Origin of the sequence: Gracilibacillus massiliensis (genome assembly GCF_001458115.1) — a bacterium.
Lineage (GTDB): Bacteria > Bacillota > Bacilli > Bacillales > Amphibacillaceae > Gracilibacillus > Gracilibacillus massiliensis.
The window spans coordinates 855,473-877,520 of the sequence record NZ_CZRP01000013.1 but is presented as its reverse complement, the minus strand read 5'-3'; the positions used below and the strand labels follow the sequence as shown (position 1 = coordinate 877,520).

The following is a 22,048-nucleotide window of genomic DNA, read 5'->3' as shown; positions in this document are numbered from 1 at the left end:
AATGACAGGTGTCTATAAAGTAGCGGAATGGATCATGCGTTTTTCGGTCGTTAATTTATTATGGCTGGCCTTTCAGCTGCCGATCGTCTTTTTAGTGCTCGGTGCCTTGTTCACAGAAGGCCGATCGATTCCACTACTATTTACACTAATCGCGATTCTCATGCCTTTTCTACTGTTTCCTGCAACAGCAGCAATGTTCGCTTCGGTACGAGACTGGATAGTAGATCGTGAACAAAAGTCGATCATGCAGGCATTTTTAAGACACTACCGCGATAATTATAAGGTAAGCATGAAGATTGGTTTTCTGCTCACGCCTCTGTGGGCGATCATGATAGCTGATGTCGTGTACTTACAAGCAGACCATACCGTCTTGTTGTTTGCATTTATCGTTTTCGGTGTCGTGCTTTATGTCTATACATTGACCGTAATGTCGGTGATGGTACATTATGCTATCGCGATACGTGCTGTTTTGAAAAAAGCACTCTTTCTTACCTTTGGCAGTCCGGTCTTATTTTTGGGAACGATCGGTACCAGTTTTCTGATCATCTATGTCAGTGTAAATGGTTTACCTTTTCTACTACTATTTTTCACAGGTAGTATGATCAGTTTTATTACTTTTTCACTTTTCTACAGAATCTATCAAAATTTAACGAAATCTGGGGGATAATTATGTTAAAAAAATGGTGGAAGGAAGCAGTGGCATATCAAGTATATCCGCGTAGCTTCATGGACGCAAATGGGGACGGCATCGGAGATATTCAAGGTGTGATCCAACAGCTTCCCTATTTAAAAGATTTAGGAATTGATGTGATCTGGATGAGTCCGATTTATCAATCACCAAATGATGATAATGGCTATGATATTAGTGATTATCAAGCAATTTCGGATGAATTCGGGTCGATGGAGGATTTTGATGCATTGTTAGAAGCGGTTCATGCATCCGGTATGAAATTAATTATGGACCTGGTCATCAACCATACATCGGATGAACATCCATGGTTTATTGAATCTCGTTCATCAAAGGATAATCCGTACCGCGATTATTATATTTGGCATCCCGGCCAAGATGGCAAGGAGCCGAACAATTGGGAGTCGATTTTCAGTGGCTCTGCATGGCAATATGACGAGGAGACAGGCGAGTATTATCTTCACGTTTTTTCCAAAAAGCAACCTGACTTAAATTGGGAAAACCCGAAAGTACGAGATGAATTGTATGATATGGTGAACTGGTGGTTGGATAAAGGAATTGATGGTTTTCGTGTCGATGCGATTTCTCATATTAAAAAAGCAGACGGTTTTCCCGATATGCCAAATCCAGAAAACCTTCGTTATGTGCCATCGTTTGATCGCCATATGAACCAGCCAGGCATTGATACGTATTTAAGCGAATTTGCGGAAAAAACACTTCGCAACTATGACATTATGACCGTCGGCGAAGCAAATGGTGTCAAAGTCGAAGAGGCAGACCAGTGGGTTGGCGAGGATAACGGTTATTTCGATATGATCTTCCAGTTCGAGCATTTAAATCTATGGGGTACAGGTGACTCTGGGTTACTGGAATTACCGGAATTAAAGAAAACCTTAACCAAATGGCAAAAAGGGCTCGACGGTGTTGGTTGGAATGCCTTATTCCTAGAAAATCATGACCAACCACGTTCCGTATCGACATGGGGAAATGATCAAGGCTTACGCCAAACATCCGCAAAAGCGTTAGCAACTTTTTATTTCTTAATGCAAGGTACACCTTTTATCTATCAAGGCCAAGAAATCGGCATGACCAACGTCCGGTTCAATGACATTGAAGACTACAACGATGTCGCGATCCGAAATTTATATAGAAAAGAACGAGAAGCAGGCAAGTCACATCAGGAGATTATGAAGGGCATCTGGAAAAGCGGACGTGATAATTCCCGTACACCAATGCAATGGTCAACAGCAGAAAATGCCGGCTTCACCAAAGGCACACCATGGCTAAAAGTTAATCCAAATTACGGTGACATCAATGTCGAAAACAATCTAAACGATCCAGACTCGATCTATCATTATTATAAAAAGTTAATCAAGCTGCGCAAGGCAAGTAACACCTTAATCTATGGAAGCTACGACTTAATCGCAGAGGATCACCCACATATCTATGCCTATACACGCACATTAGACGGGGACTGTTATGTTGTTATAATAAATTTATTTAATGAACAAACTCGTTTTGATTTTAAAGAAGAAGGTTTAGTAGGAAATCTGGAGTTAGTGCTTGCGAATTACCAGCTAGAGGACCAAATCGCGACTAGCTTTCGACCGTATGAAGCGAGAGTATATCATTTTAACAAATAACATGATCTTTATAGGATACCCCTTTTCGTAAATCGGGGTATCCTTTTTCTTTACGGGAATCCGCCTCCGCTTCACTGGAATCGATGACTTCTTGACGGGAATTCCATCCGTCTTCACGGGAATTAACCTTAATTCCCGTGAACAGCTCGATAATTCCCGTGAAGCGAGTAATGATTCCCGTCTACAACAAGGGAATCTAACTCCCTCTTACAAATCCTTTTGTATTGATATCAATATTTTGATAAAATATGTATATAAAACTACAAAGAGGTGAGTAAATAATGCCTTCGATTCGACCAAGTTCAGATCTTAGAAATAAATATAATGAAATATCTAAATTTTGCCATGAGCACTCAGAGCCCGTATACATTACCAAAAATGGTGAAGGAGATTTAGCGGTCATGAGTATTGAAACGTATGAGAGGTTAGTTGGAAAGTTTGAGTTATATCAATTACTTGATCAAGGTATGGAAGCAGAAAAACAAAATAAAGTAAAACCATTCCGCGATGTTGTGACAGATATTCAGAAGGGATTGTCAGAGTGAACGTATATCACTTGGTCATTACCAATCCTGCAGAAACTGATTTAAAAGGGATCGCTGATTACATTGCGAAAGAATTACAAGAATCAGCAACAGCTCAACTGTTAGTATCAAAAATAGCAGAAGCCATTTATAAATTAGAGCATGTTCCAAAAAGGTACCCACTTGTTAGAGATGAACGTCTTGCCAATCAAGGTATCAGAAAAATGATGGTAGAAAATTATATCGTTTTTTACACCGTGTCACAAGATAATCAAGTGGTTACCATCATCAGAATTCTTTATTCAAGAAGGAATTGGTTGGATTTATTGTAAGGTATTTTTTAAAAGCTTTCTTCACTGGAATTCGTCTCTGCTTCACGGGAATCGATGACTTCTTGACGGGAATTCCATCCGTCTTCACGGGAATTAACCTTAATTCCCGTGAAGCGAGCAACAATTCCCGTCTACAGCGCCATGATTCCCGTGAAGAATCCATCATCAGATTACTTCAAAAAATAATATCTCCCCCTAGTACTCCCACGAGAATCAAGCAGATCATGATTGGTCAACAAAACCCGAGTCTGGTGCTCATTCTCCAAATGTAAAAAATGCCGGCATTCTACGTTTGTCATCCGTGGGGCGACCAGTGCGAAATAATCACGCAATGCATTCAAGTGAGCGAAACGATCTCGACCTTTACAATGCGGACACTCCCAAGTCACGCGAAGTCGCCTCATCGCTAACTTCCCACACAATGGACAGATGACTCCCGTCCGCACATCCGAAACATCCAAATTCCACTTTTTCCAATAATGAAACTGCGGGCGACAGTCGGCATTCGCCAATCGATAAGCATGTGCTGTAACTTCGCTATTTGAAAAAAAGTCATCCTGATTCTTCCCGCAAATCTCTTTCCATTTCGTTTTAATCCATTCAAAATGCATCACAATATCATGTACCCAGGCACTGCTTTCATCTGTTTCAACCTGTGCTCGTTGGTTGGATAAGGCGGATATCGTATAGATTGGATATGCATCTCCTAACCAGTTCTTCAGCTGATCCTTTTGTTCTTCTAATTGGGTAATCGGATGGGTCATTTCATATTGCTTTCCATGCAAGTGGTAACGAAACTTTCTGGCATGATGCTCGAAATACAATTGTCCTGTCAGACTTTTTACATCGATGATTAAGGCGAATGCGGGCGTGAGAATAAGTGAATCGATTTGAAAAAAGGAAAAGCCATCAGCTGCGGGGAGTCGGAGATCTTGAAGGATCATGTTCGAGGAGCTATCGAAACCGATACGAGATAAATAAAAGTCGAGCTCTTTTTCTGCTTCGTATCCTTGTTCGATATCCTGTAATTCTTTGTTAATTTCTGCACGTTTACTTGGAATACGTACTAATGCCCGTTGTAGATAAGCAATACTTTCAGGCTTGGTACGCTTCTTAATGATCATTGGCATCACCACCTTCTATAACTATTTCGACAAGAAAAGAAATATTCCTCTAACAAATTTTGAATAGTATTAATTACCTATTTTAAAAAGTTACTTTTTTGTTACTCTGAACGCCTTTTTTGACCGGTTCACTTGTTTTAAACTAAAGATAATACTCTTAAATAAAGGGGAATCAAGTATGAGTGACCGGACTTTTTCTAAACGGATTTATCAATTATTATGTTTACTATTAATCTGGGGATCTATTACCTCGACAGGCATGGTCAATGTAAGTGCGGCCCCAATTGCAGGAGAAGGAACACAAGCGAATCCTTATATGATTACCAACCGAGCACAATTAGAAGATCTCAATCATTTCTTAGGACAAACAGATGTCTATTTTCAATTAGCCAATGATATCGATTTATCAGGAAGTAAATGGCAACCGATTGGAACCACTGATGATCCATTTATGGGGCAATTTGATGGTGATGGGCATACCATTTCGGGGATGATGATTGAAGGAGAAACAGAGTTAGGATTATTTGGAGTTTTACAAGATGGCATGATAGAAAATCTTAATTTAGATTTGGCAAATGTATCATATAATGATAATTATATGTCAAGCGGAACTAAAATTGGTAGTTTAGTGGGTTTAAATGATAATGGAACTATTAAAAATATTTCCGTTTCTGGAAGCACTAATATTGTTGATGGTGAAAGTCAAATCGGAGGATTAGTCGGAGAGAATAACGGAACAATATCTGACTCTTCCGTAAATGTCGAAGTGAAAGGTGAATCAAACGTAGGAGGGTTGGCCGGAGTAAACAATGGAACAATTACAAATTCTCATGCAATAGGTAACGTTAATGCAGTATATTCTGAAGCTGGAGGATTAGTAGGAAATAATTTTGGAGGAATCGAAAGTTCTTATGCGGTTGGTGATGTTAACACTTCTTCTGAACTAGCTGGCGGTCTAGTAGGTGTTAATGAAGTGGGAGGTGCCATCAGTGAATCTTTTGCAACTGGAAAAGCAGAAAGTGCTTATTACATTGGTGGCTTAATAGGTAAAAATGAAGGCGGAGTTGACTATGCCTTCGCGGTTGGTGATGTGACGATAAATAATGAACACGGAGGTGGCTTAATCGGTGAAAATACAGGTAGTGTTCATCAAACGTATTCGGTTGGGCTAATCACAACTAATCCTGGTCAACCAAATTCTTTCGGCGGTTTTATAAGTCTTAATAGTGGGAGTGTTGATAAGTCTTTTTGGGATATAGAAAAATCTGGTGCTTCATCCTCGAACGGTGGTGAAGGTAAAACAACAGAGGAATTCGCAACCACTAGCACCTTCCAAGATTGGGACAGCACTGTTTGGGATTTCAATCCAGGCCAATATCCCAAACTAAAAGCAATCGAATTCGATGATAATTTCGACGTTATGGCTCCGGCAAAACCAACTGCATCAAGTGAAGGGGGAAATTACACTGCCCCACCAACCATCAATCTAACTGGAGAAGCAGGAGCAACAATTTATTACACATTGGACGGTACAGAACCAACGGATGGCAGTAACATATATACATCGCCAATTACTATAAATGAAACAACGATATTAAAAGCGATCCAAGTCGACGAAGCAGGTAATACCTCTCCTGTTTTGACAGAGGAATATGTTATTCAGTCAAATGTACTTTTTGAATCAAATGGGGGCTCATCAGTTGAGCCAATCGCAGTTGAAAAGGGAGGCCTAATCGACCGACCAGACACACCGACCAAAGAGGGATATTCATTCGCAGGCTGGTACCAAGACGATTCCTTTACTGAAGCTTGGGATTTTGAAGCAAACACGGTAACGGAAGACATCACATTATATGCAAAATGGCAAAAAAACGAATACAATGTAACATTTGAATCCAATGGTGGAAATGATATCTCTATGCAACAAATTCAATATAATGAGCATGCATCAGAACCAGCGCAACCAGAAAGAGAACATTATCAATTTATAGGCTGGTACTCAGATGAGGCATTAACAGAAGCTTGGGATTTTGAAGCAGACAAGATAACGGAAAACATCACATTATATGCAAAATGGGAGAAAAATATATATAATGTAGTGTTTAATTCCAATGGTGGAGGAGACGTTTCTTCCCAGCAAATTACGTATAATGAACAGATTTCAGAACCAGAAGAACCTGAACGAGCACATTATCAATTTACAGGTTGGTATCAAGACAAAGAACTAACGAAACGATGGAATTTTGAAGAAGCAGTTGTAACAAAAGATCTGACATTGTATGCAGCTTGGGAAAAGGTTGAATATGAAGTCACGTTTGACTCCAATCACGGAAGCACGGTTTCTTCTCAACAAGTTAAATATAACGAGCAAGTATCAGAACCAGAAGAACCCGAACGAGCGCACTACCAATTTGCAGGCTGGTACAAAGACGAATCCCTAACCGAACAATGGAATTTTGAAGAAGAAACAGTAACAGAAGAACTAACCTTATATGCAAAATGGAATATCAATCAATACTACGTAACTTTCATCAACTATGGCGGTGAAACGATCCAGACAGAAACCGTCAATCACGGGGAATCAGCAACCTCACCGGAAGATCCGATTCGAGTAGGTTACACCTTTACAGGTTGGAGTCATTCTTTTGACAACATTACCAGTGACTTAACGATCCAAGCAGAATATGAGATCAAAACCTACACGGTTTCATTCAAGGACTATGATGGAACGGAATTAAAAACAGAGACAGTAGCACATGGTGAATCAGCAATTGCGCCGGCATCACCAACGAGAACAGGCTATACCTTCGTGGATTGGAATCAACAATTCGATAACATTATCGCTAATCTTGTTGTAACAGCTACCTATGCAATGAACAGCTATACGATAAGTTTCGATAGTAATGGTGGAAGTGAGATCGATGCTATAACAGACGATTACGGTAAGGCTATCGATGCCCCAGTTGATCCGGTTCGTGAAGGGCATAGCTTTCACGGGTGGTACGTCGATGAAGAGCTAGCACAAGCTTTCAACTTTCAAGACGCTAAGATGCCGGCAGAAGATCTAACTTTATATGCGAAATGGGAAAAAAATCAATATCATGTAACGTTTAATTCGAATGGTGGCAGTGACGTCACCTCTCAACTAATCGCATATAACGAGCAAGTATCAGAACCAGAACAACCTGAACGAGCGCACTACCAATTTGCAGGATGGTATAAAGACCAAGCTCAGACAGAAGCTTGGAATTTTGAAGAAGACGTCGTAACAAAAGACCTTACCTTATACGCAAAATGGAACATCAATCAATACGACGTAACCTTCATCAACTATGACGGAGAAACGATTCAAACCGAAACCGTAAATCACGGGGAAGCAGCAACCGCACCAGAAGATCCGATTCGAGTAGGATACACCTTCACAGGCTGGAGTCGATCATTCGACAACATCACCGGTGACCAAACGATTCAAGCTGAATATGAAATCAAAACCTACACGGTCACATTCGAGGATTATGATGGAACGGAAATCAAAACTGAAACAGTAGAACATGGTGAATCAGCGACTGCCCCAGTATCACCAATCAGAACAGGATATACCTTTGTGGATTGGGATCTAATATTCGATAACATCACCGCCAACACTGTTGTAACGGCTGCATATGCCATCAATAGCTATACTATAAGTTTCGAAAGTAATGGTGGAAGTGAGATCGATGCTATAACAGGCGATTATGGTAAAGTCATCGAAGCCCAGGTCGATCCGGTTCGCGAAGGGCATAGTTTTCAAGGTTGGTACTTCGATGAAGAGCTAACACAAGCCTTCAATTTCCAAGACGCTACGATGCCAGCAGAAGATATAATTTTATATGCAAAATGGGAAAAGAACGAATATCATGTAACGTTTAATTCCAATGGTGGAAGTGACGTCACCTCTCAACTAATTGCATATAAAGAGCAAGTATCAGAACCAGAAGAACCTGAACGAGAGCACTACCAATTTGCAGGATGGTACAAAGACCAAGCTCAGACAGAAGCTTGGAATTTTGAAGAAGACGTCGTAACTGAAGACCTAACCTTATACGCAAAATGGAACATCCATCAATACGACGTAACGTTTATCAACTATGACGGAGAAACGATTCAAACCGAAACCGTAAATCACGGGGAAGCAGCAACCTCACCGGAAGATCCGATTCGAGTAGGTTACAACTTTACAGGTTGGAGTAAATCGTTTGACAACATTACCAGTGACTTAACGATAGAAGCCGAATATAAGATCAAAACTTACACGGTCACATTCGAGGACTACAATGGAACGGAATTAAAAACAGAAACAGTAGAACATGGTGAGTCAGCAACTGCACCGGCATCACCAACGAGAACAGGCTATACCTTCGTGGATTGGGATCAACAATTTGATAACATTATCGCTAATCTTGTTGTAACAGCCACCTATGCGATCAATAGCTATACGATAAGTTTCGATAATAATGGTGGTAGTGAGATTGATCCTATAACAGAAGATTACGGTAAAACTATCCAAGCACCTGTCGATCCGATTCGTGAAGGGTATGCTTTTCAAGGCTGGTATACAAATGAAAAACTGGCTGAATCGTATAGTTTTGAAGGTGCTACAATACCAGCTGAAGATATGACGCTGTATGCAAAGTGGACAATCAATGAATATAAAGTAACTTTTAATTCCAACGGTGGGAGTACTGTTCCTTCCCAACAAATCATATATAACGAGGAAGCATCTGTACCAGAACAACCTGAACGAGCGCACTATCAATTTGCAGGCTGGTACAAAGACGAAGCCCAAACCGAACGATGGAATTTTGAAGAAGACGTCGTAACAGAAGACGTAACCTTATACGCAAAATGGAACATCAATCAATACGACGTAACCTTCATTAACTATGACGGAGAAACAATCCAAACCGAAACCGTAAATCACGGGGAAGCAGCAACCGCACCAGATGATCCGATTCGAGTAGAATACATCTTCACAGGCTGGAGTCAATTATTCGATTACATCACTAGTGATCAAACAATCGAAGCAGAATATGAGATCAAAACATACACCGTCACATTTGAGGACTACGACGGAACAGAATTGAAAACCGAAACAGTAGAACATGGTGCAAAAGCGAGCGCCCCTACGTCACCAACAAGAGAAGGTTACTTGTTTAATGGTTGGGATCGCACATTTAATGAAATCACAGAGAACCAAATCATAACAGCGCAATATACGAAAAAAATCGATGCGAGCGCGCCAAACATTACAACGCAGCCAACAAACGTAGAAATTTATCAAAAGCAAAATGGTACATTATCAGTAGCGGCTCATTCAACAGATGACGGAAAAATAAGTTATTAGTGGTATCAAACTCCAGACAATACCGACAATGGACAACCTATCACCGGAGCAGATCAAGCAACTTTTCAAGTACCAAGTGATCAAGCTGGCACCAATCATTATTATGTCGTGATCACCAATACAAACGAAAACGCGACAGGGAAAAAAGTCAGCACGATAACTAGTGATATAGCAACTGTTACAATTAAAAAGTTATCCAGTAATACAAAACTGAGCGATTTAATCATTAGTAACGTAAATCTATCGCCATCCTTTGACCCGGAGCATGATCAGTATAGCGTAAATGTAGAAAACGAAGTCGATTCGATTAAAGTAACAGCAACTCCGGCTAACAAATATGCGAATGCACAGGTGCAAGGTCTGGAAAATGAAGAAATTACGCTAAACAACGGAAAAAATCAGATAAACATTATAGTGACAGCACAAGATGGAACTGAGCAAAAATACATTATTGAAGTAACCAGGTTGGTACCAGAAAAAAACGCCACACCGATTCTTGAAGATAACAGAATACTCGTAAATAATGATGATGTCTATATGTTAGATCAAAACGGGACGTTAAAAATGCCAATTTCATCCGATCTAGCAACAGTACAAGATATCCTATTATCAGCGGATCAAATCAACTATTTACAGGAAAAAAATGCATCGATCCATGTGGAGCGGAGTGATGCAACCTTAAAAATCCCCGCTGCCAATTTCCCGGGTAAGCAAGCCCTTACCATCAAGATGGAAAACCTAGCTAAAGACCCAGAAGTACTACCTCAGTCAGATTTATCAGTAGGAACAATCTATGATTTCACACTACAACAAGGCGATCAAAAGCTGCACAATTTTGACCAGCCAATCGAATTAATTTTTCCAGTAGGTGAAACTACCGAAGAATTAAAGATCTACTATTGGAATGAAGAAACGAGTGAGTGGGAAGTAATTGGTGGCACGTATCAAGATGGTAACATCCATGCCACAACCAACCACTTTAGTACATTCGCTGTTTTCAATCCAAGCGATTTAGCAGTTGAGCCGGAAGAAGAGGAAGACGATCCAGCACCAACAGACAAAAAGGAACCATCAAAAGAAACAAATGAAGATAAAGAACTACCAAATACAGCAACCCATATGTATCAAATTCTATTATTCGGATTATTGTTGCTCATCATCGGCAGTCTATTCTATCTCAAAATTAGACGTACTAAATAATAGAAAAAAACCTATAGAGAAGTCTTTCTAAAAGACAATCTCTATAGGTTTTTTAAATGTTACAAAAGCTTCACGGGAATTCCCCTTCTCTTCACGGGAAAAGTTCCTCGCTTCACGGGAATAAGCACTAATTCCCGTGAAGCCAACGATAATTCCCGTGAAGAATCAATCAATTCCCGTCTACAGCACAACAATTCCCGTCAACAACAGTAGAATTCCCGTCAACAAATTCCATCATCCGATACAATCATCCTATCTTTTTCTCGTTGCGAAACGAAGTGTAGCACACATGAACGAAAACACTGGTCCTATTTTATCATTATGTTTAGTTTATGTTTAGTTACGTTTGTTAGTATAAAGACCTATACATTTTATGAAAGATTTACCTAAAAAATAATAATTCTAGTAATGGGCATAAAAAAACTCTCTATTATCATTTATAATAAACTAATAAAGATACACGTAAGAAGGAGAAAAAGGTATGGCAAATAATACAATAGAACCATCACATATGACATCGATGTTCAAAGAGGAACAAATGGATCAATTATTTATGATATTATCGGCAAATGTGGTGCGGTCCAGGTCGGTTTTAACGGTTGTATATATTCGAGTTTATGATCGGTATGAAGAGACGGATTCTGATTTTTATCTAGAATTGACCAATTTGCTTGAAAATGAAGTAAGAAAGACAGATATCATGTTCCAAACACCGAGACATTTAGAATGGGGAGTGCTACTGTTTCAATCAGGTGAAAAAGAAGCAGTCGCATTTATAAATAGATTGAAGCAAAAAATGGAAGTGTCACTCCTATTCTGTCTGACAGAAGTTAGAAGTGATCACCGGTCTTTTGATCAATTGCAAGAAGAAAGCAGTCAAATGCTAGAATATGCAAAGCAGCAAGGTCCATGGTCGATCAAGGTTGTGAGCTCTTTCCAAAAGCCAACCAAGGAAAAAATCATTATCAGTATTATTGAACCTGATCCGATTTTCAAAAAGGTCTTATACCGTACGATTTCAGCGCTCAAAGATAGCCGATTTGATCTAGAAATACAATCGTACCAGGATGGATTTGAGTATTTGGATGCTAGAATCTATCAAACAAGCTATACACAAATCGTGATCATGAATGATATCCTTCCAAGGAAAAATGGATTAGAAATCTTAACAACATTGCGAGACATACCCAATAGTCAAAAAATAAAAATTTTTATGATGACGAAAAGAACATCTGAGCAAGAAATGGTTTATGCATACCAAAAAGGTGTGAATCGCTATTTGATAAAGCCTTTTAATCTCCAGCTCTTTGAAGCACAACTAAAAAGGACGTTGGAGGATTTGTGGTTATGATCGATTTGTCGATAGAATTTCTCATGTATACCATCGTTGTTGCGTTATTTTTACTTGGATCTATTTTGAGCTATTTAGGCAGTAAGTCCATCCAACTCGTCCATAAAAATAAAAAAATAGAAGAATACGTAACCATCCAACAAGATCAATGGTATGACGTTTTGTTGAATAAATCGCCTTTTTCCGTAACATTGATTCCCAAGCGCACAAATGAAATAGAGGCTGTCGAGCGAATCTTGTTATCTTACATTCATCATATTTCTGATCAACAAATTATTGAAAGAATTGAGAGATTTTCTAATCAGTATTTATTCAAGCATTATCAATCTTTATTAAAAGTGAGCAACTGGAGTACTCGAATGAATGCATTATACCGTGTCATCGACTTTCGAATCGACCGTCTGCTTGCCGACTGTATTCAATTGGAAGATCAGAAAAAGGTGTCAAAAGATGAGTACTTTTTGTTATTAATTATCTATTCCTTATTTGATAAACAACGATTTATCGAAAAAGTACTTTCTAATGAACTCAACTTTTCTGTTTATCAGTATAAGAAACTATTTACATCTATTGAAGAGACGGTACTAACAGAAATCCGTCATCACTATTTTGCGGAACTTGAAGACAATGGCAAATATGCATTAATTGATATTATTGCTTTTAAGCGGAACTGGAATGATCTGATCTGGCTTGAAAGTCAGCTGCAACAAGCGGAACCTGAAATCAGAATCCGTTCCTTAAAAGCAATGAATGAAATAGGTATATTGGGAGAGAGTCAATCATATCTGCGCTTTGTTGATTCAAAGATATGGCAAGAACGATTAATGGTCGCGAAATTATTGCAATACCTACCATTTGAAGAGGCAATGCCTTATTTGAATCAATTAATACAAGATGAATCGTTTGTCGTTCGCGCGCAAGCTGCAGAAACATTTAGTAAAAGTGAAGATGGCAGGAACTATCTGGCAGAAGTTGATGCTCGGCTGAAGGATCCGTATGCTATTGATATTGCTAGAGAATATATGTTGAAAGGATCGTAAATAAATGTTAGAACTTCTCATGATCTTCTTCGGTGGAATGATCCTGCTTTATATGGTGCTTACCATCTTGACCTACTTGTTCATGTTATGGAAAGCCTCAGTAGAGTTGAAGAAGCAGTACCAGTTAGATAAACAAGAATTAGATGAGGATTATATCCATGATTTATTCACCAAGCCTGTTTCGATTATTGTGCCAGCATACAATGAAGAAGCGGGCATTGTTGATAATGTACATGCCTTACTCAATCTTCACTATCCTCAAACAGAGTTGCTTGTAGTAAATGACGGCTCTACAGATAGTACCCAAACAAAACTTGTCAAACAATTTAAAATGAAACAAGTTCACAGGGTAATACGAGAACAAATAGACACGAAAAAAATAATAGCCGTTTATCAATCCACAATTTATCCACACCTCTGGTTAGTGGAAAAAGAAAATGGTGGCAAAGCAGATGCTTTAAATGTCGGTATTAATATGGCAAAGTGTCCCTATTTTTGTTCGATCGATGGGGACTCGTTACTAGATGATAAATCCTTGCTTCGTGTGATGAAACCGATCAACATGTCCAATGATCAAGTGGTGGCAGCAGGTGGCAATGTGCGAATAGCTAATGATTTTGATATTCGACTAGGCGCTATCTACAAGTTCCAGTTATCAAAAAATCCGTTGATCGTCATGCAAATTGTCGAATATTTACGAGCGTTTATGATGGGTAGAATCGCGTTAAGTAAATATAATTTAATTTTAATCATTTCCGGTGCTTTTAGTGTTTTTTCAAAAGAGTGGGTGATCAGAGCCGGTGGATACTCTACCAATATCATCGGGGAAGATATGGAACTTGTCGTAAAGCTTCATCGATTATTAAAAGAACAAAAACAAAATAAAAGAATTGAATTTGTGCCAGATCCTGTTTGTTGGACAGAAGCCCCAACGAAACTTTCGGTATTACGCAAGCAAAGAAGAAGGTGGAGCCAAGGGTTATTAGAAAGTCTATGGAAACACAAAAAAATGACGTTTAATCCTAAGTATCGACAAATTGGTATGATTTCTTTTCCTTATTTTTGGATTGTTGAATGTTTAGGTCCAATCATTGAATTAGGTGGCTATATGTATGTAATTGTCGCCTTTTTTCTAGGGGATATTTATTTCGAGTTTGCACTACTATTAGCTTTACTCTTTATCCTGTATGGTTCAATTCTCTCCGCTTTATCCGTTTTATTAGAAGCGTGGATGGTGAATACTTATCCTCGATTTAGAGATGTGTTGCGAATGGTCTTCGTTTCGTTGACCGAAGTATTCTGGTATCGGCCGTTAACATTAATTTGGCGTGTGGAAGGTTTTATTCGATTCCTATTACGCAAGAAAGACTGGGGAAACATGCAACGAACAGGCTTAGCAAAGAAAGGATATAAACAATGAAAAAAATATACGTGTTGATGACGATGATTCTACTGTTATTTATCATTCCTATTTTTTGGTGGAAATTGACCCCACATCAACCTTTAGATGTGGCGATTATCGATCAGACGGTACCAGACAATTCCTATCGTGAACATCAGGGGATTACGTGGTTTTTGAATCATTTTAAATACACGAATAAGGACAAACAAGCATATAGCGTAGAAAATGATTATTTAGGTTATGACGCAAATCGTAATGCAGAAGGTACTTTGCCGAACGATTACGATGACTATGATTTGATCTATTTAGCGGATACGTATGGTGTTTATCAAGATGACGTGCAAACGAATGAAGCGTCAAGAGAAGGCGCACGATCCAGCAAAATTGCAGGCGGTCTTAAAGCAAAGGAATGGCAAGCAATTAAAGAACGGTTATTGAAAGATGACAAGAGTACTTTGATTGCGGAATATAATACGTTTGCATCTCCAACAGATCGAACCGTTATGAAAGATGTGACAGACTATTTAGGGATCGAATGGACAGGTTGGACGGGACGTTATTTTGATGAATTAGATCTAAACGAAAATCAAGAGATACCTAAATGGGTAATGGATGAATATGGTGAAGAGTGGGATTATTCCGGTGCAGGTTTTCTATTGGTAAATGACCTTGATTACCAAGTGATTGTACTGGAAGCGGACAAGCACTTTGAAGGTGAGGGGATCGATATTTCCTTTACTGAGGAAGGTCAGGACTTGTTTGGATTGAATAACAGCCAAGAGTATAACTATTGGTTTGATATTATTGTGCCAAAATCTACTACCACCGTACTTGGGGAATACAATTGGAATCTCAAGGAACAGGGCGAAGAAGTGTTAGAACAACACCAAATTCCAAGTCAATTTGCTGCTGTTACAAAATCAGATTTCGGATCATCATCTAGTTATTATTTGGCTGGGGATTTTAATGATGTCAACCAGTTACCCAATTTCTATCAAGCAAAAGGCTTATCATCCTTTTACCGGTTAGCTCAAATGTTCTCAGATCAAGCTTTTTATTGGGACGCCTATATTCCAATGATGAAGGCAATCGTAGCTGAATTTCAAGAACGTTCGAATCAAGCCGAAAATAGTGAGGGATCATTGCAATACCCATCACGTATAAACGAAAATAAAATGGAAGTCTTAAAAGAGGATGAATGGGTCTCGATACCGATTAAAGGCGTAAATATGGGGATGGCAAAGCCAGGTCGTTTCCCTGGGGAAGCCGCGATAGAAGAGGAAGAATATTATCGTTGGTTCCAACAAATTGGCGAAATGAATGCCAATACGATACGTGTTTATACGCTCCACCCACCAGGTTTTTACGATGCGTTAAAACGTTATAATGACAGTCATGAAGACCCTATTTATGTCATGCACGGTGTATGGATTAATGAATTACAATTAGAAGAAACGCTAGACGCATTTGATGAGGAGACCGTTACAGATTTTCAAGCTGAAATGAAAAAAATTGTAGATGTCATCCATGGGAATCGATTGGTAGAAGATGAAGTGGGACATGCTTCCGGCGTTTATCGTGCAGACATTTCCGAATATGTGATTGGTTGGATCATAGGAATTGAGTGGTATCCATTTATGGTGGAGAATACCAATGAAGAACACGCGGAAATAGGTGACTATAGTGGAACGTATTATCAAACGGAAAATGCACAACCCTTTGAATATTGGCTTGCAGAACAAATGGATCTGTTAACATCTTATGAAATCGATCAGTATCAATCGATTCGTCCGATGAGCTTTACCAATTGGGTAACGACAGATATTTTAGAACATCCATCAGATTCTACCGAACAAGAGGATATTGTCAGTGTAGATCCTAATGTGATTTTTCCAAAAAAAGAGGCCGAAATAACGGGACAATTTGCGTCCTATCACATTTATCCGTATTATCCTGATTTTCTGAATTATGATCAGAAATATCGAACCTATATCGATCACCGCGGAGAAGAAAATAACTATGCTGGTTATTTGCATGAATTAGACGAAGCACATCGATTACCGATATTAGTCGCAGAATTTGGTGTGCCAAGTTCCAGGGGCTTAACACACCGAAACCCGTTTGGATGGAACCAGGGATTTTTATCAGAACAACAACAAGGTGAGATTGTCTCACGCTTATTTGAAGATATTATGGAAGAAAAAATGTTAGGTGGTTTAATTTTTACCTGGCAAGATGAGTGGTTTAAACGAACGTGGAACACAATGGAATACGATAACCCAGATCGACGCCCGTATTGGTCCAATGCACAGACAAATGAACAACAATTTGGCTTATTAAGTTTTGATCGTCACAAAATTCAAGTGGATGGAGAAATAGCAGATTGGGAGCAAGAACCCCTCTATCAAAAGCAAGAAGGGAACTTAGAAGCGCTATATGTCGACCATGATGAAAGGTACTTATATGTAAGGTTGGATTATAATCAAGAAGCAGGATACCCAGTCCTACTACTAGACACCGTTCCACAACAAGGGAATCGCTTTTTTCAAGAAGATTCAGAGCTCACCTTTTCTAATGGTGTGGAATATCTGATAAACCTTGATCCAGAGGAATCCAGAATGCTTATTGACACGTATTACGATATTTTCACGTACCAATATGGTTATTTACTCGATATGATCGATGTACCACCAGAAGAACCGATCGATAATAGTGGGACATTTTCGAAGATTGAATATGCCTTAAACAAACCGTATTTTCTACCAGACCAAGATCGTACGATTCCATTTGAATCATACGAAACGGGTATATTAATTGAAGGAAACGGTAATCCAGAGGCAGAAAATTATCATTCATTAGTCGATTTTAATAGAAATGCAGAAAAAGGTAGGATCGAATTACGAATTCCATGGCTATTAATTCAAGCCAAGGATCCGAGTACAAAAGAGTTTATTGGAGACCTTTATCAAGAAGGGATGGATGCAAGTGTCATCATCGATCAAATCAACCTGGGTGTTCTTTATTATAACAAAGAGAATAATCTGATTGATTCACTCCCTGCCCTTCAAGAAACAAAACTTGAAGAAATGAAAGGATATACATGGGAAGAATGGCAGCAACCACTAACAGAGGAACGTTTAAAACAGTCATACTTTCAGATACAAGACTTATTTAGTTCATATGATTAGCAAAAATCAAAGCTAGACAGGAAACCACTTGCTCTTCACGGGAATTCCCCTCCTCTTCACGGGAAAAGTTCCTCGCTTCACGGGAAAAAGCACTAATTCCCGTGAAGCGAACGATAATTCCCGTGAAGAATCAAACAATTCCCGTGAAGAATTCAATCAGGTATGAAAAGATGAAATTCAGACTTGAGATTAACCACAGAATCCTTTACCATAAAAAGTAAGAGGGGGTAGCCCATATGCTAAAAAAACTACTAAAATGGACAGTTGTTACGATCGGCTCTTTATCAGTCTGCTTAGTCACGATTACTATTATGGCAATCATCACCGATACAGAAGATAAGTCCATTCATCAACAAACCAATGCTGAGAAACCAATCAGAACTGAACTGGAAAGAAAGAGAGATAATCTGAAATACCTTATCAAAGACGATAAACCTTTAATATTTGAAGGGGAATATGATTTGGATTTTTTAGAGTTGTATAATGATGAGTGAAATGATGGAATACTTTTAACTTAAAAGGAAGCACCATTTTCCATCAAAAATAAAAACAGAGTACAGTAACTATTTATCTAGCATCAAAAATAATTCGATGCTAAGACTGTTCCCTATTTTCATTTAAGTCAGAAAAAAGTTCTTTAACAGTAGTATAGTCTTGGCTATAGGCATCAGCAATTAAATCATTTAAAGCAGGTTTAAGCTTCTCTTTACGAATTTTAAATTCTTCAAGCAATTGCTCCATCGAGTATCCATCTTGAATAAGATCTGCAAGAATTTCTTCCGAGAAATCACCGAATCCTTCATGAACAGGCTTTATGACAAGTCTATTATTTAATAATTCAGCTAATACTTCATCTCGAATATTAGTGGCCTCACAAAAATCCTGAGGAATACGTATTTGGCGATTAGAAGAAACTGAAATACGTCTGATTTTCTTGTGAACATAATCCATATCTTTCAAACCCTTTCCATTTAAATCTCGTACCGTTATTATAACACCGTTTAAGTGTTCGATATATCGAATATAAAGACAATATAACTCCCGCCACGCTAAAACCGCACAAAAGATGACAAAAAATAATAACCAAATTAATATCCACTATACTCTCAGTATCATATTAAGGTACAATTTCCTAAAGATTTCTCGAAAATAAATCAAAAATTACAACAAGGAAAGAAAACCCTCTTCTATAAACAAACATAATCCAACTTAATTCGACACAATGCAACAAGCTGACACCCCCTAAATCACCCACCTAATTTCAAATAATTACCAATTAAACCACCTAAAGATTCATTTTATCTAAACCTTTTTACTTTATATTGAAATTGAACTAGTAAAACAGTATCATAAGAGGTAGATAATTACATAAATAGAAAAAAGGCAAACCGTTTGAAAAAACGGGACGCAAAGCTTAGGGTCTAAGGGAACGAATACAATCTTTCCTATGATCGCCTGGTTACCTAATCATAACTACGTCGTTTTAGGCTATTTCTGTTGCACGCAGAAATAGCCTTCTTTTATGAGTGAAGAATTTATATAAGCGGCGTCATGTCTAGCTTCGAGCGCCAGAAACTAGGCGACTTCACGAAATCGCCCTACGATAAAGAAGACTTGCCGATTGGTGAAACCAGAGGCTTAGTCGCACTTATGCCTTTAGGTGAAAGTCATCATCGGTTCGCTTTTCTCAGTGATTCCTTTATCTCAGTCGATTCCGAAGTCGCTACGTTTCTAAGCAGGCGCTCTACGCTTTTCTTAATTACAAGGAGGGAATTTATCATAATGCGTATTGCTGTTATGAAAGAAGCGTCGATCTACAGAGAAGGCTTAGTCGGGGTTTTATCCAATCAACTGATCAATTATGATGTGATCGCAATCGAACCGAAACAACAGGAGAAACTCGACGATTATATTATCGATCTTCTTATTATAGATATCGACACACAGACTGACACAATGCCACTGATCCAACGTTACGCCAATAATAATAAGCGAGTGATCATTTGGACAGAAAATCCTGACCATCCCGAGCTCACCAACTTATTTAAAATGGATCTTCATGGTTATTTCTTCAATGGAATGGAAAAAGACGAACTGCTACATGCTATTAAGAAAATCTTATTAGGTGGACATTATTTACATGAAGATCTTGCTCCGATTCTATTAGGGGATTATCGTCAAATTCATAAGCGTCAAGCCAAACGACCGGTGGGTGTCTTCACCAACCGTGAGTGGGAAGTAATGGAGCTTTTAACACAAGGTTACAGTAACAATCGCATCAGTAAAAAATTATACATCACAGACAAAACGGTCAAAAATCACATTAGTTCGATCTTGAGAAAACTAGAAGTGCCAGACCGTACCAATGCTGTTATTACAGCTTTAAAAAATGAATGGTTTCAAGTATCCTAATCAAGTGAGACTTTAATCAATCAAAGCCTGTGTATATACATGCATAGGCTTTGTTTATTTGCTCTCATAACAATATTTACCAAAAATTTCACAAAAAAAATACCAATCCTTTATGTCAAATGGAAAAGGTTTATGTTATAATTTCGATTATGGTGTGTTCCGAAAGTACAAACAAGAATTCATCAGATAAAATGAAGAATGATATTCGGAGGTAACAATGTAATGGAAGAAACTATATCACTGAAAGAAATATTTGAAGTCCTCAAGAAACGTATGTTACTGATTATCTTACTAGTAATTGGTGCAGCTGGAGTAAGTGCCATCATAAGTTTTTTTATTTTAACACCAAGCTATCAATCTAGTACACAATTTATTGTGAATCAGGATACTAATGAAGCAAGCAATGTCGATCTCAATCAAATTCGTTCTAATGTCGAAATTATCAATACATATAATGATGTCATTAAAAGTAACCGAATTCTTGATCAAGTAGTCGATGAAATGAATCTAACAATCACGGCTGGGGCATTAAGTAATAAAATATCTTTATCTAGTTCTCAAAATTCACAAGTAGTAACTTTAACTGCTACAGACTACGATCCATCTATAGCAGCAGAAATTGCTAATACAACGGTGGAAGTCTTCCGTGAGGCTTTACCAGAGTTAATGAACGTAAACAACGTAAGTGTCTTATCAGAAGCAGTCGTGTCAGCGAACCCAACACCAGTTAATCCAAAGCCAATGCTAAATATCGCAATTGCGATCGTGCTTGGGGCAATGGTTGGGGTAGGTTTAGCCTTCTTATTGGAATACTTAGATAACACGATCAAAACCGAACAAGATGTAGAAAGTAAATTAGAGTTACCGATCTTAGGTGTGGTATCCCATATTGATGAAAAAGATATGCTCTCGACCATGGGAAATCCTACGGCGATTAATTCAAAAAGAGAGAGGGGGAACGTAAATGGCCAAAGGAAAAAAACAGTCTAAATTAGCGAATGTTAGACATTTAATTACAAAAATGAACCCGCGTTCTCCTATATCAGAACAATATAAAACGATTCGTACTAACTTGCAATTTTCTTCGGTCGATGGAGAGTTGAAAACTATGCTCGTTACCTCTTCTGGACCATCAGAAGGGAAGTCATCCACTACTGCGAATCTAGCGATTGTCTTCGCCCAACAAGGAAAAAAGGTACTCCTAATCGATGCCGATATGCGTAAACCAACCTTACACTATACCTTCCGTATCGATAACCGCAAAGGTTTAAGTAGTGTATTGGTAGGAGAAGCGAATCTAGCAGACTCAATTGCTAATAGTGATGTAGCCGGATTGGATCTATTATCCTGTGGGCCGATTCCACCAAATCCGTCTGAACTATTAGGTTCAAAAGCAATGGAAACGATGATTTCAAATGCAGCCTTAGACTATGATCTCGTTCTATTTGATACACCACCAGTACTAGCAGTAACCGATGCGCAAATTCTTGCCAATATTTGTGACGGTGCTGTAATGGTAGTCAGAAGTAATCAGACTGAATATGATGCAGCAACAAAAGCGAAAGAATTACTGGATGTAGGAAACGCGAAACTATTAGGTGTTGTTCTAAATGACCGTGAACAGAAAAAAGGACATTATTATTATTATGGAAATTAAAAGAAGACCTTTCGACAAGATTACATCCGTCGAAAGGTCTTTTTAGTTATATTCACCTAATATTTCTAAAAAAATACTCAAAAAAATAAATTATCTTGAATTCA

At 38.4% G+C, this 22,048-nt stretch carries 16 protein-coding genes and 1 riboswitch; of the genes, 14 read left to right on the top strand and 2 right to left on the bottom strand.

The window, feature by feature from the left end; genetic code table 11:
* The first annotated feature begins 1 nt into the window (after nt 1).
* The 4 genes from BN3107_RS16095 (at nt 2) to BN3107_RS16080 (ending at nt 3,187) form a co-directional block, all read left to right on the top strand.
* The gene (locus BN3107_RS16095; protein ID WP_058308644.1) at nt 2-667 is read left to right on the top strand and encodes a YesL family protein; all 666 of its coding nucleotides are present in this window, start codon (nt 2-4) and stop codon (nt 665-667) included.
* A 2-nt stretch (nt 668-669) separates the two neighbouring features.
* Nucleotides 670-2,331, top strand: coding sequence for a glycoside hydrolase family 13 protein (locus BN3107_RS16090; protein WP_058308643.1), 1,662 nt, complete (start codon nt 670-672; stop codon nt 2,329-2,331).
* 281 nt (nt 2,332-2,612) lie between these two features.
* Nucleotides 2,613-2,876 (top strand): type II toxin-antitoxin system Phd/YefM family antitoxin, encoded by a 264-nt coding sequence (locus BN3107_RS16085; protein WP_058308642.1) that lies wholly within the window; start codon nt 2,613-2,615, stop codon nt 2,874-2,876.
* Nucleotides 2,873-3,187 carry a type II toxin-antitoxin system RelE/ParE family toxin gene (locus BN3107_RS16080; protein ID WP_058308641.1) on the top strand — a complete coding sequence of 105 codons (315 nt, stop codon included), beginning with the start codon at nt 2,873-2,875 and terminating at the stop codon, nt 3,185-3,187. Before BN3107_RS16085 ends, BN3107_RS16080 begins: the two co-directional genes overlap by 4 nt.
* A 170-nt stretch (nt 3,188-3,357) precedes the next feature.
* On the opposite strand, the gene BN3107_RS16075 is transcribed toward BN3107_RS16080, so the two are convergent.
* Nucleotides 3,358-4,311, bottom strand: coding sequence for a nuclease-related domain-containing protein (locus BN3107_RS16075; RefSeq protein WP_058308640.1), 954 nt, complete (start codon nt 4,309-4,311; stop codon nt 3,358-3,360).
* A 178-nt stretch (nt 4,312-4,489) separates the two neighbouring features.
* On the opposite strand from BN3107_RS16075, the gene BN3107_RS16070 reads away from it, so the two are divergent.
* From BN3107_RS16070 to BN3107_RS16040, 7 genes are all read left to right on the top strand, one after another.
* Nucleotides 4,490-9,694, top strand: a complete 5,205-nt coding sequence (locus tag BN3107_RS16070) for an InlB B-repeat-containing protein (protein WP_058308639.1) — start codon at nt 4,490-4,492, stop codon at nt 9,692-9,694.
* A 108-nt stretch (nt 9,695-9,802) separates the two neighbouring features.
* Nucleotides 9,803-10,894: a cadherin-like beta sandwich domain-containing protein gene (locus BN3107_RS16065; RefSeq protein WP_058308638.1), complete on the top strand. Its 1,092-nt coding sequence runs from the start codon at nt 9,803-9,805 to the stop codon at nt 10,892-10,894.
* A gap of 481 nt (nt 10,895-11,375) precedes the next feature.
* Entirely contained in the window at nt 11,376-12,245 is an 870-nt protein-coding gene (locus BN3107_RS16060) for a response regulator (protein ID WP_058308637.1), read from the top strand.
* A complete protein-coding gene (locus BN3107_RS16055; RefSeq protein ID WP_058308636.1) occupies nt 12,242-13,285 on the top strand; it encodes a HEAT repeat domain-containing protein in 1,044 nt (347 codons plus the stop codon). Before BN3107_RS16060 ends, BN3107_RS16055 begins: the two co-directional genes overlap by 4 nt.
* A gap of 4 nt (nt 13,286-13,289) precedes the next feature.
* Nucleotides 13,290-14,705: a glycosyltransferase family 2 protein gene (locus BN3107_RS16050; protein ID WP_058308635.1), complete on the top strand. Its 1,416-nt coding sequence runs from the start codon at nt 13,290-13,292 to the stop codon at nt 14,703-14,705.
* Entirely contained in the window at nt 14,702-17,875 is a 3,174-nt protein-coding gene (locus tag BN3107_RS16045) for a hypothetical protein (protein WP_058308634.1), read from the top strand. Before BN3107_RS16050 ends, BN3107_RS16045 begins: the two co-directional genes overlap by 4 nt.
* A 236-nt stretch (nt 17,876-18,111) precedes the next feature.
* Nucleotides 18,112-18,369 carry a hypothetical protein gene (locus BN3107_RS16040; protein ID WP_058308633.1) on the top strand — a complete coding sequence of 86 codons (258 nt, stop codon included), beginning with the start codon at nt 18,112-18,114 and terminating at the stop codon, nt 18,367-18,369.
* Between the two features lie 100 nt (nt 18,370-18,469).
* On the opposite strand, the gene BN3107_RS16035 is transcribed toward BN3107_RS16040, so the two are convergent.
* Nucleotides 18,470-18,826, bottom strand: a complete 357-nt coding sequence (locus BN3107_RS16035; RefSeq protein ID WP_058308632.1) for an AbrB/MazE/SpoVT family DNA-binding domain-containing protein — start codon at nt 18,824-18,826, stop codon at nt 18,470-18,472.
* Between the two features lie 421 nt (nt 18,827-19,247).
* Nucleotides 19,248-19,342, top strand: a riboswitch (cyclic di-GMP riboswitch).
* Nucleotides 19,343-19,657: 315 nt separating this feature from the next.
* On the opposite strand from BN3107_RS16035, the gene BN3107_RS16030 reads away from it, so the two are divergent.
* The 3 genes from BN3107_RS16030 to BN3107_RS16020 all read left to right on the top strand — a co-directional run bounded on the left by BN3107_RS16030 (nt 19,658) and on the right by BN3107_RS16020 (nt 21,944).
* Nucleotides 19,658-20,287 (top strand): LuxR C-terminal-related transcriptional regulator, encoded by a 630-nt coding sequence (locus BN3107_RS16030; protein ID WP_058308631.1) that lies wholly within the window; start codon nt 19,658-19,660, stop codon nt 20,285-20,287.
* Between the two features lie 222 nt (nt 20,288-20,509).
* Nucleotides 20,510-21,277: a YveK family protein gene (locus BN3107_RS16025; protein WP_058308630.1), complete on the top strand. Its 768-nt coding sequence runs from the start codon at nt 20,510-20,512 to the stop codon at nt 21,275-21,277.
* Nucleotides 21,252-21,944 (top strand): CpsD/CapB family tyrosine-protein kinase, encoded by a 693-nt coding sequence (locus BN3107_RS16020; RefSeq protein ID WP_058308629.1) that lies wholly within the window; start codon nt 21,252-21,254, stop codon nt 21,942-21,944. The genes BN3107_RS16025 and BN3107_RS16020 overlap by 26 nt, the downstream gene beginning before the upstream one ends.
* The last annotated feature ends 104 nt before the right edge of the window (nt 21,945-22,048 follow it).

Excerpts from the sequence above, each read along its gene's own strand:
- BN3107_RS16095 (WP_058308644.1), top strand. The coding sequence starts at position 2 with ATGACAGGTGTCTATAAAGTAGCGGAATGGATCATGCGTTTTTCGGTC.
- BN3107_RS16070 (WP_058308639.1), top strand. The coding sequence starts at position 4,490 with ATGAGTGACCGGACTTTTTCTAAACGGATTTATCAATTATTATGTTTA.
- BN3107_RS16030 (WP_058308631.1), top strand. The coding sequence starts at position 19,658 with ATGCGTATTGCTGTTATGAAAGAAGCGTCGATCTACAGAGAAGGCTTA.
- BN3107_RS16025 (WP_058308630.1), top strand. The coding sequence starts at position 20,510 with ATGGAAGAAACTATATCACTGAAAGAAATATTTGAAGTCCTCAAGAAA.
- BN3107_RS16050 (WP_058308635.1), top strand. The coding sequence starts at position 13,290 with ATGTTAGAACTTCTCATGATCTTCTTCGGTGGAATGATCCTGCTTTAT.
- BN3107_RS16045 (WP_058308634.1), top strand. The coding sequence starts at position 14,702 with ATGAAAAAAATATACGTGTTGATGACGATGATTCTACTGTTATTTATC.
- BN3107_RS16060 (WP_058308637.1), top strand. The coding sequence starts at position 11,376 with ATGGCAAATAATACAATAGAACCATCACATATGACATCGATGTTCAAA.
- BN3107_RS16055 (WP_058308636.1), top strand. The coding sequence starts at position 12,242 with ATGATCGATTTGTCGATAGAATTTCTCATGTATACCATCGTTGTTGCG.
- BN3107_RS16085 (WP_058308642.1), top strand. The coding sequence starts at position 2,613 with ATGCCTTCGATTCGACCAAGTTCAGATCTTAGAAATAAATATAATGAA.
- BN3107_RS16090 (WP_058308643.1), top strand. The coding sequence starts at position 670 with ATGTTAAAAAAATGGTGGAAGGAAGCAGTGGCATATCAAGTATATCCG.
- BN3107_RS16020 (WP_058308629.1), top strand. The coding sequence starts at position 21,252 with ATGGCCAAAGGAAAAAAACAGTCTAAATTAGCGAATGTTAGACATTTA.
- BN3107_RS16075 (WP_058308640.1), bottom strand. The coding sequence starts at position 4,311 with ATGATCATTAAGAAGCGTACCAAGCCTGAAAGTATTGCTTATCTACAA.
- BN3107_RS16040 (WP_058308633.1), top strand. The coding sequence starts at position 18,112 with ATGCTAAAAAAACTACTAAAATGGACAGTTGTTACGATCGGCTCTTTA.
- BN3107_RS16035 (WP_058308632.1), bottom strand. The coding sequence starts at position 18,826 with ATGGATTATGTTCACAAGAAAATCAGACGTATTTCAGTTTCTTCTAAT.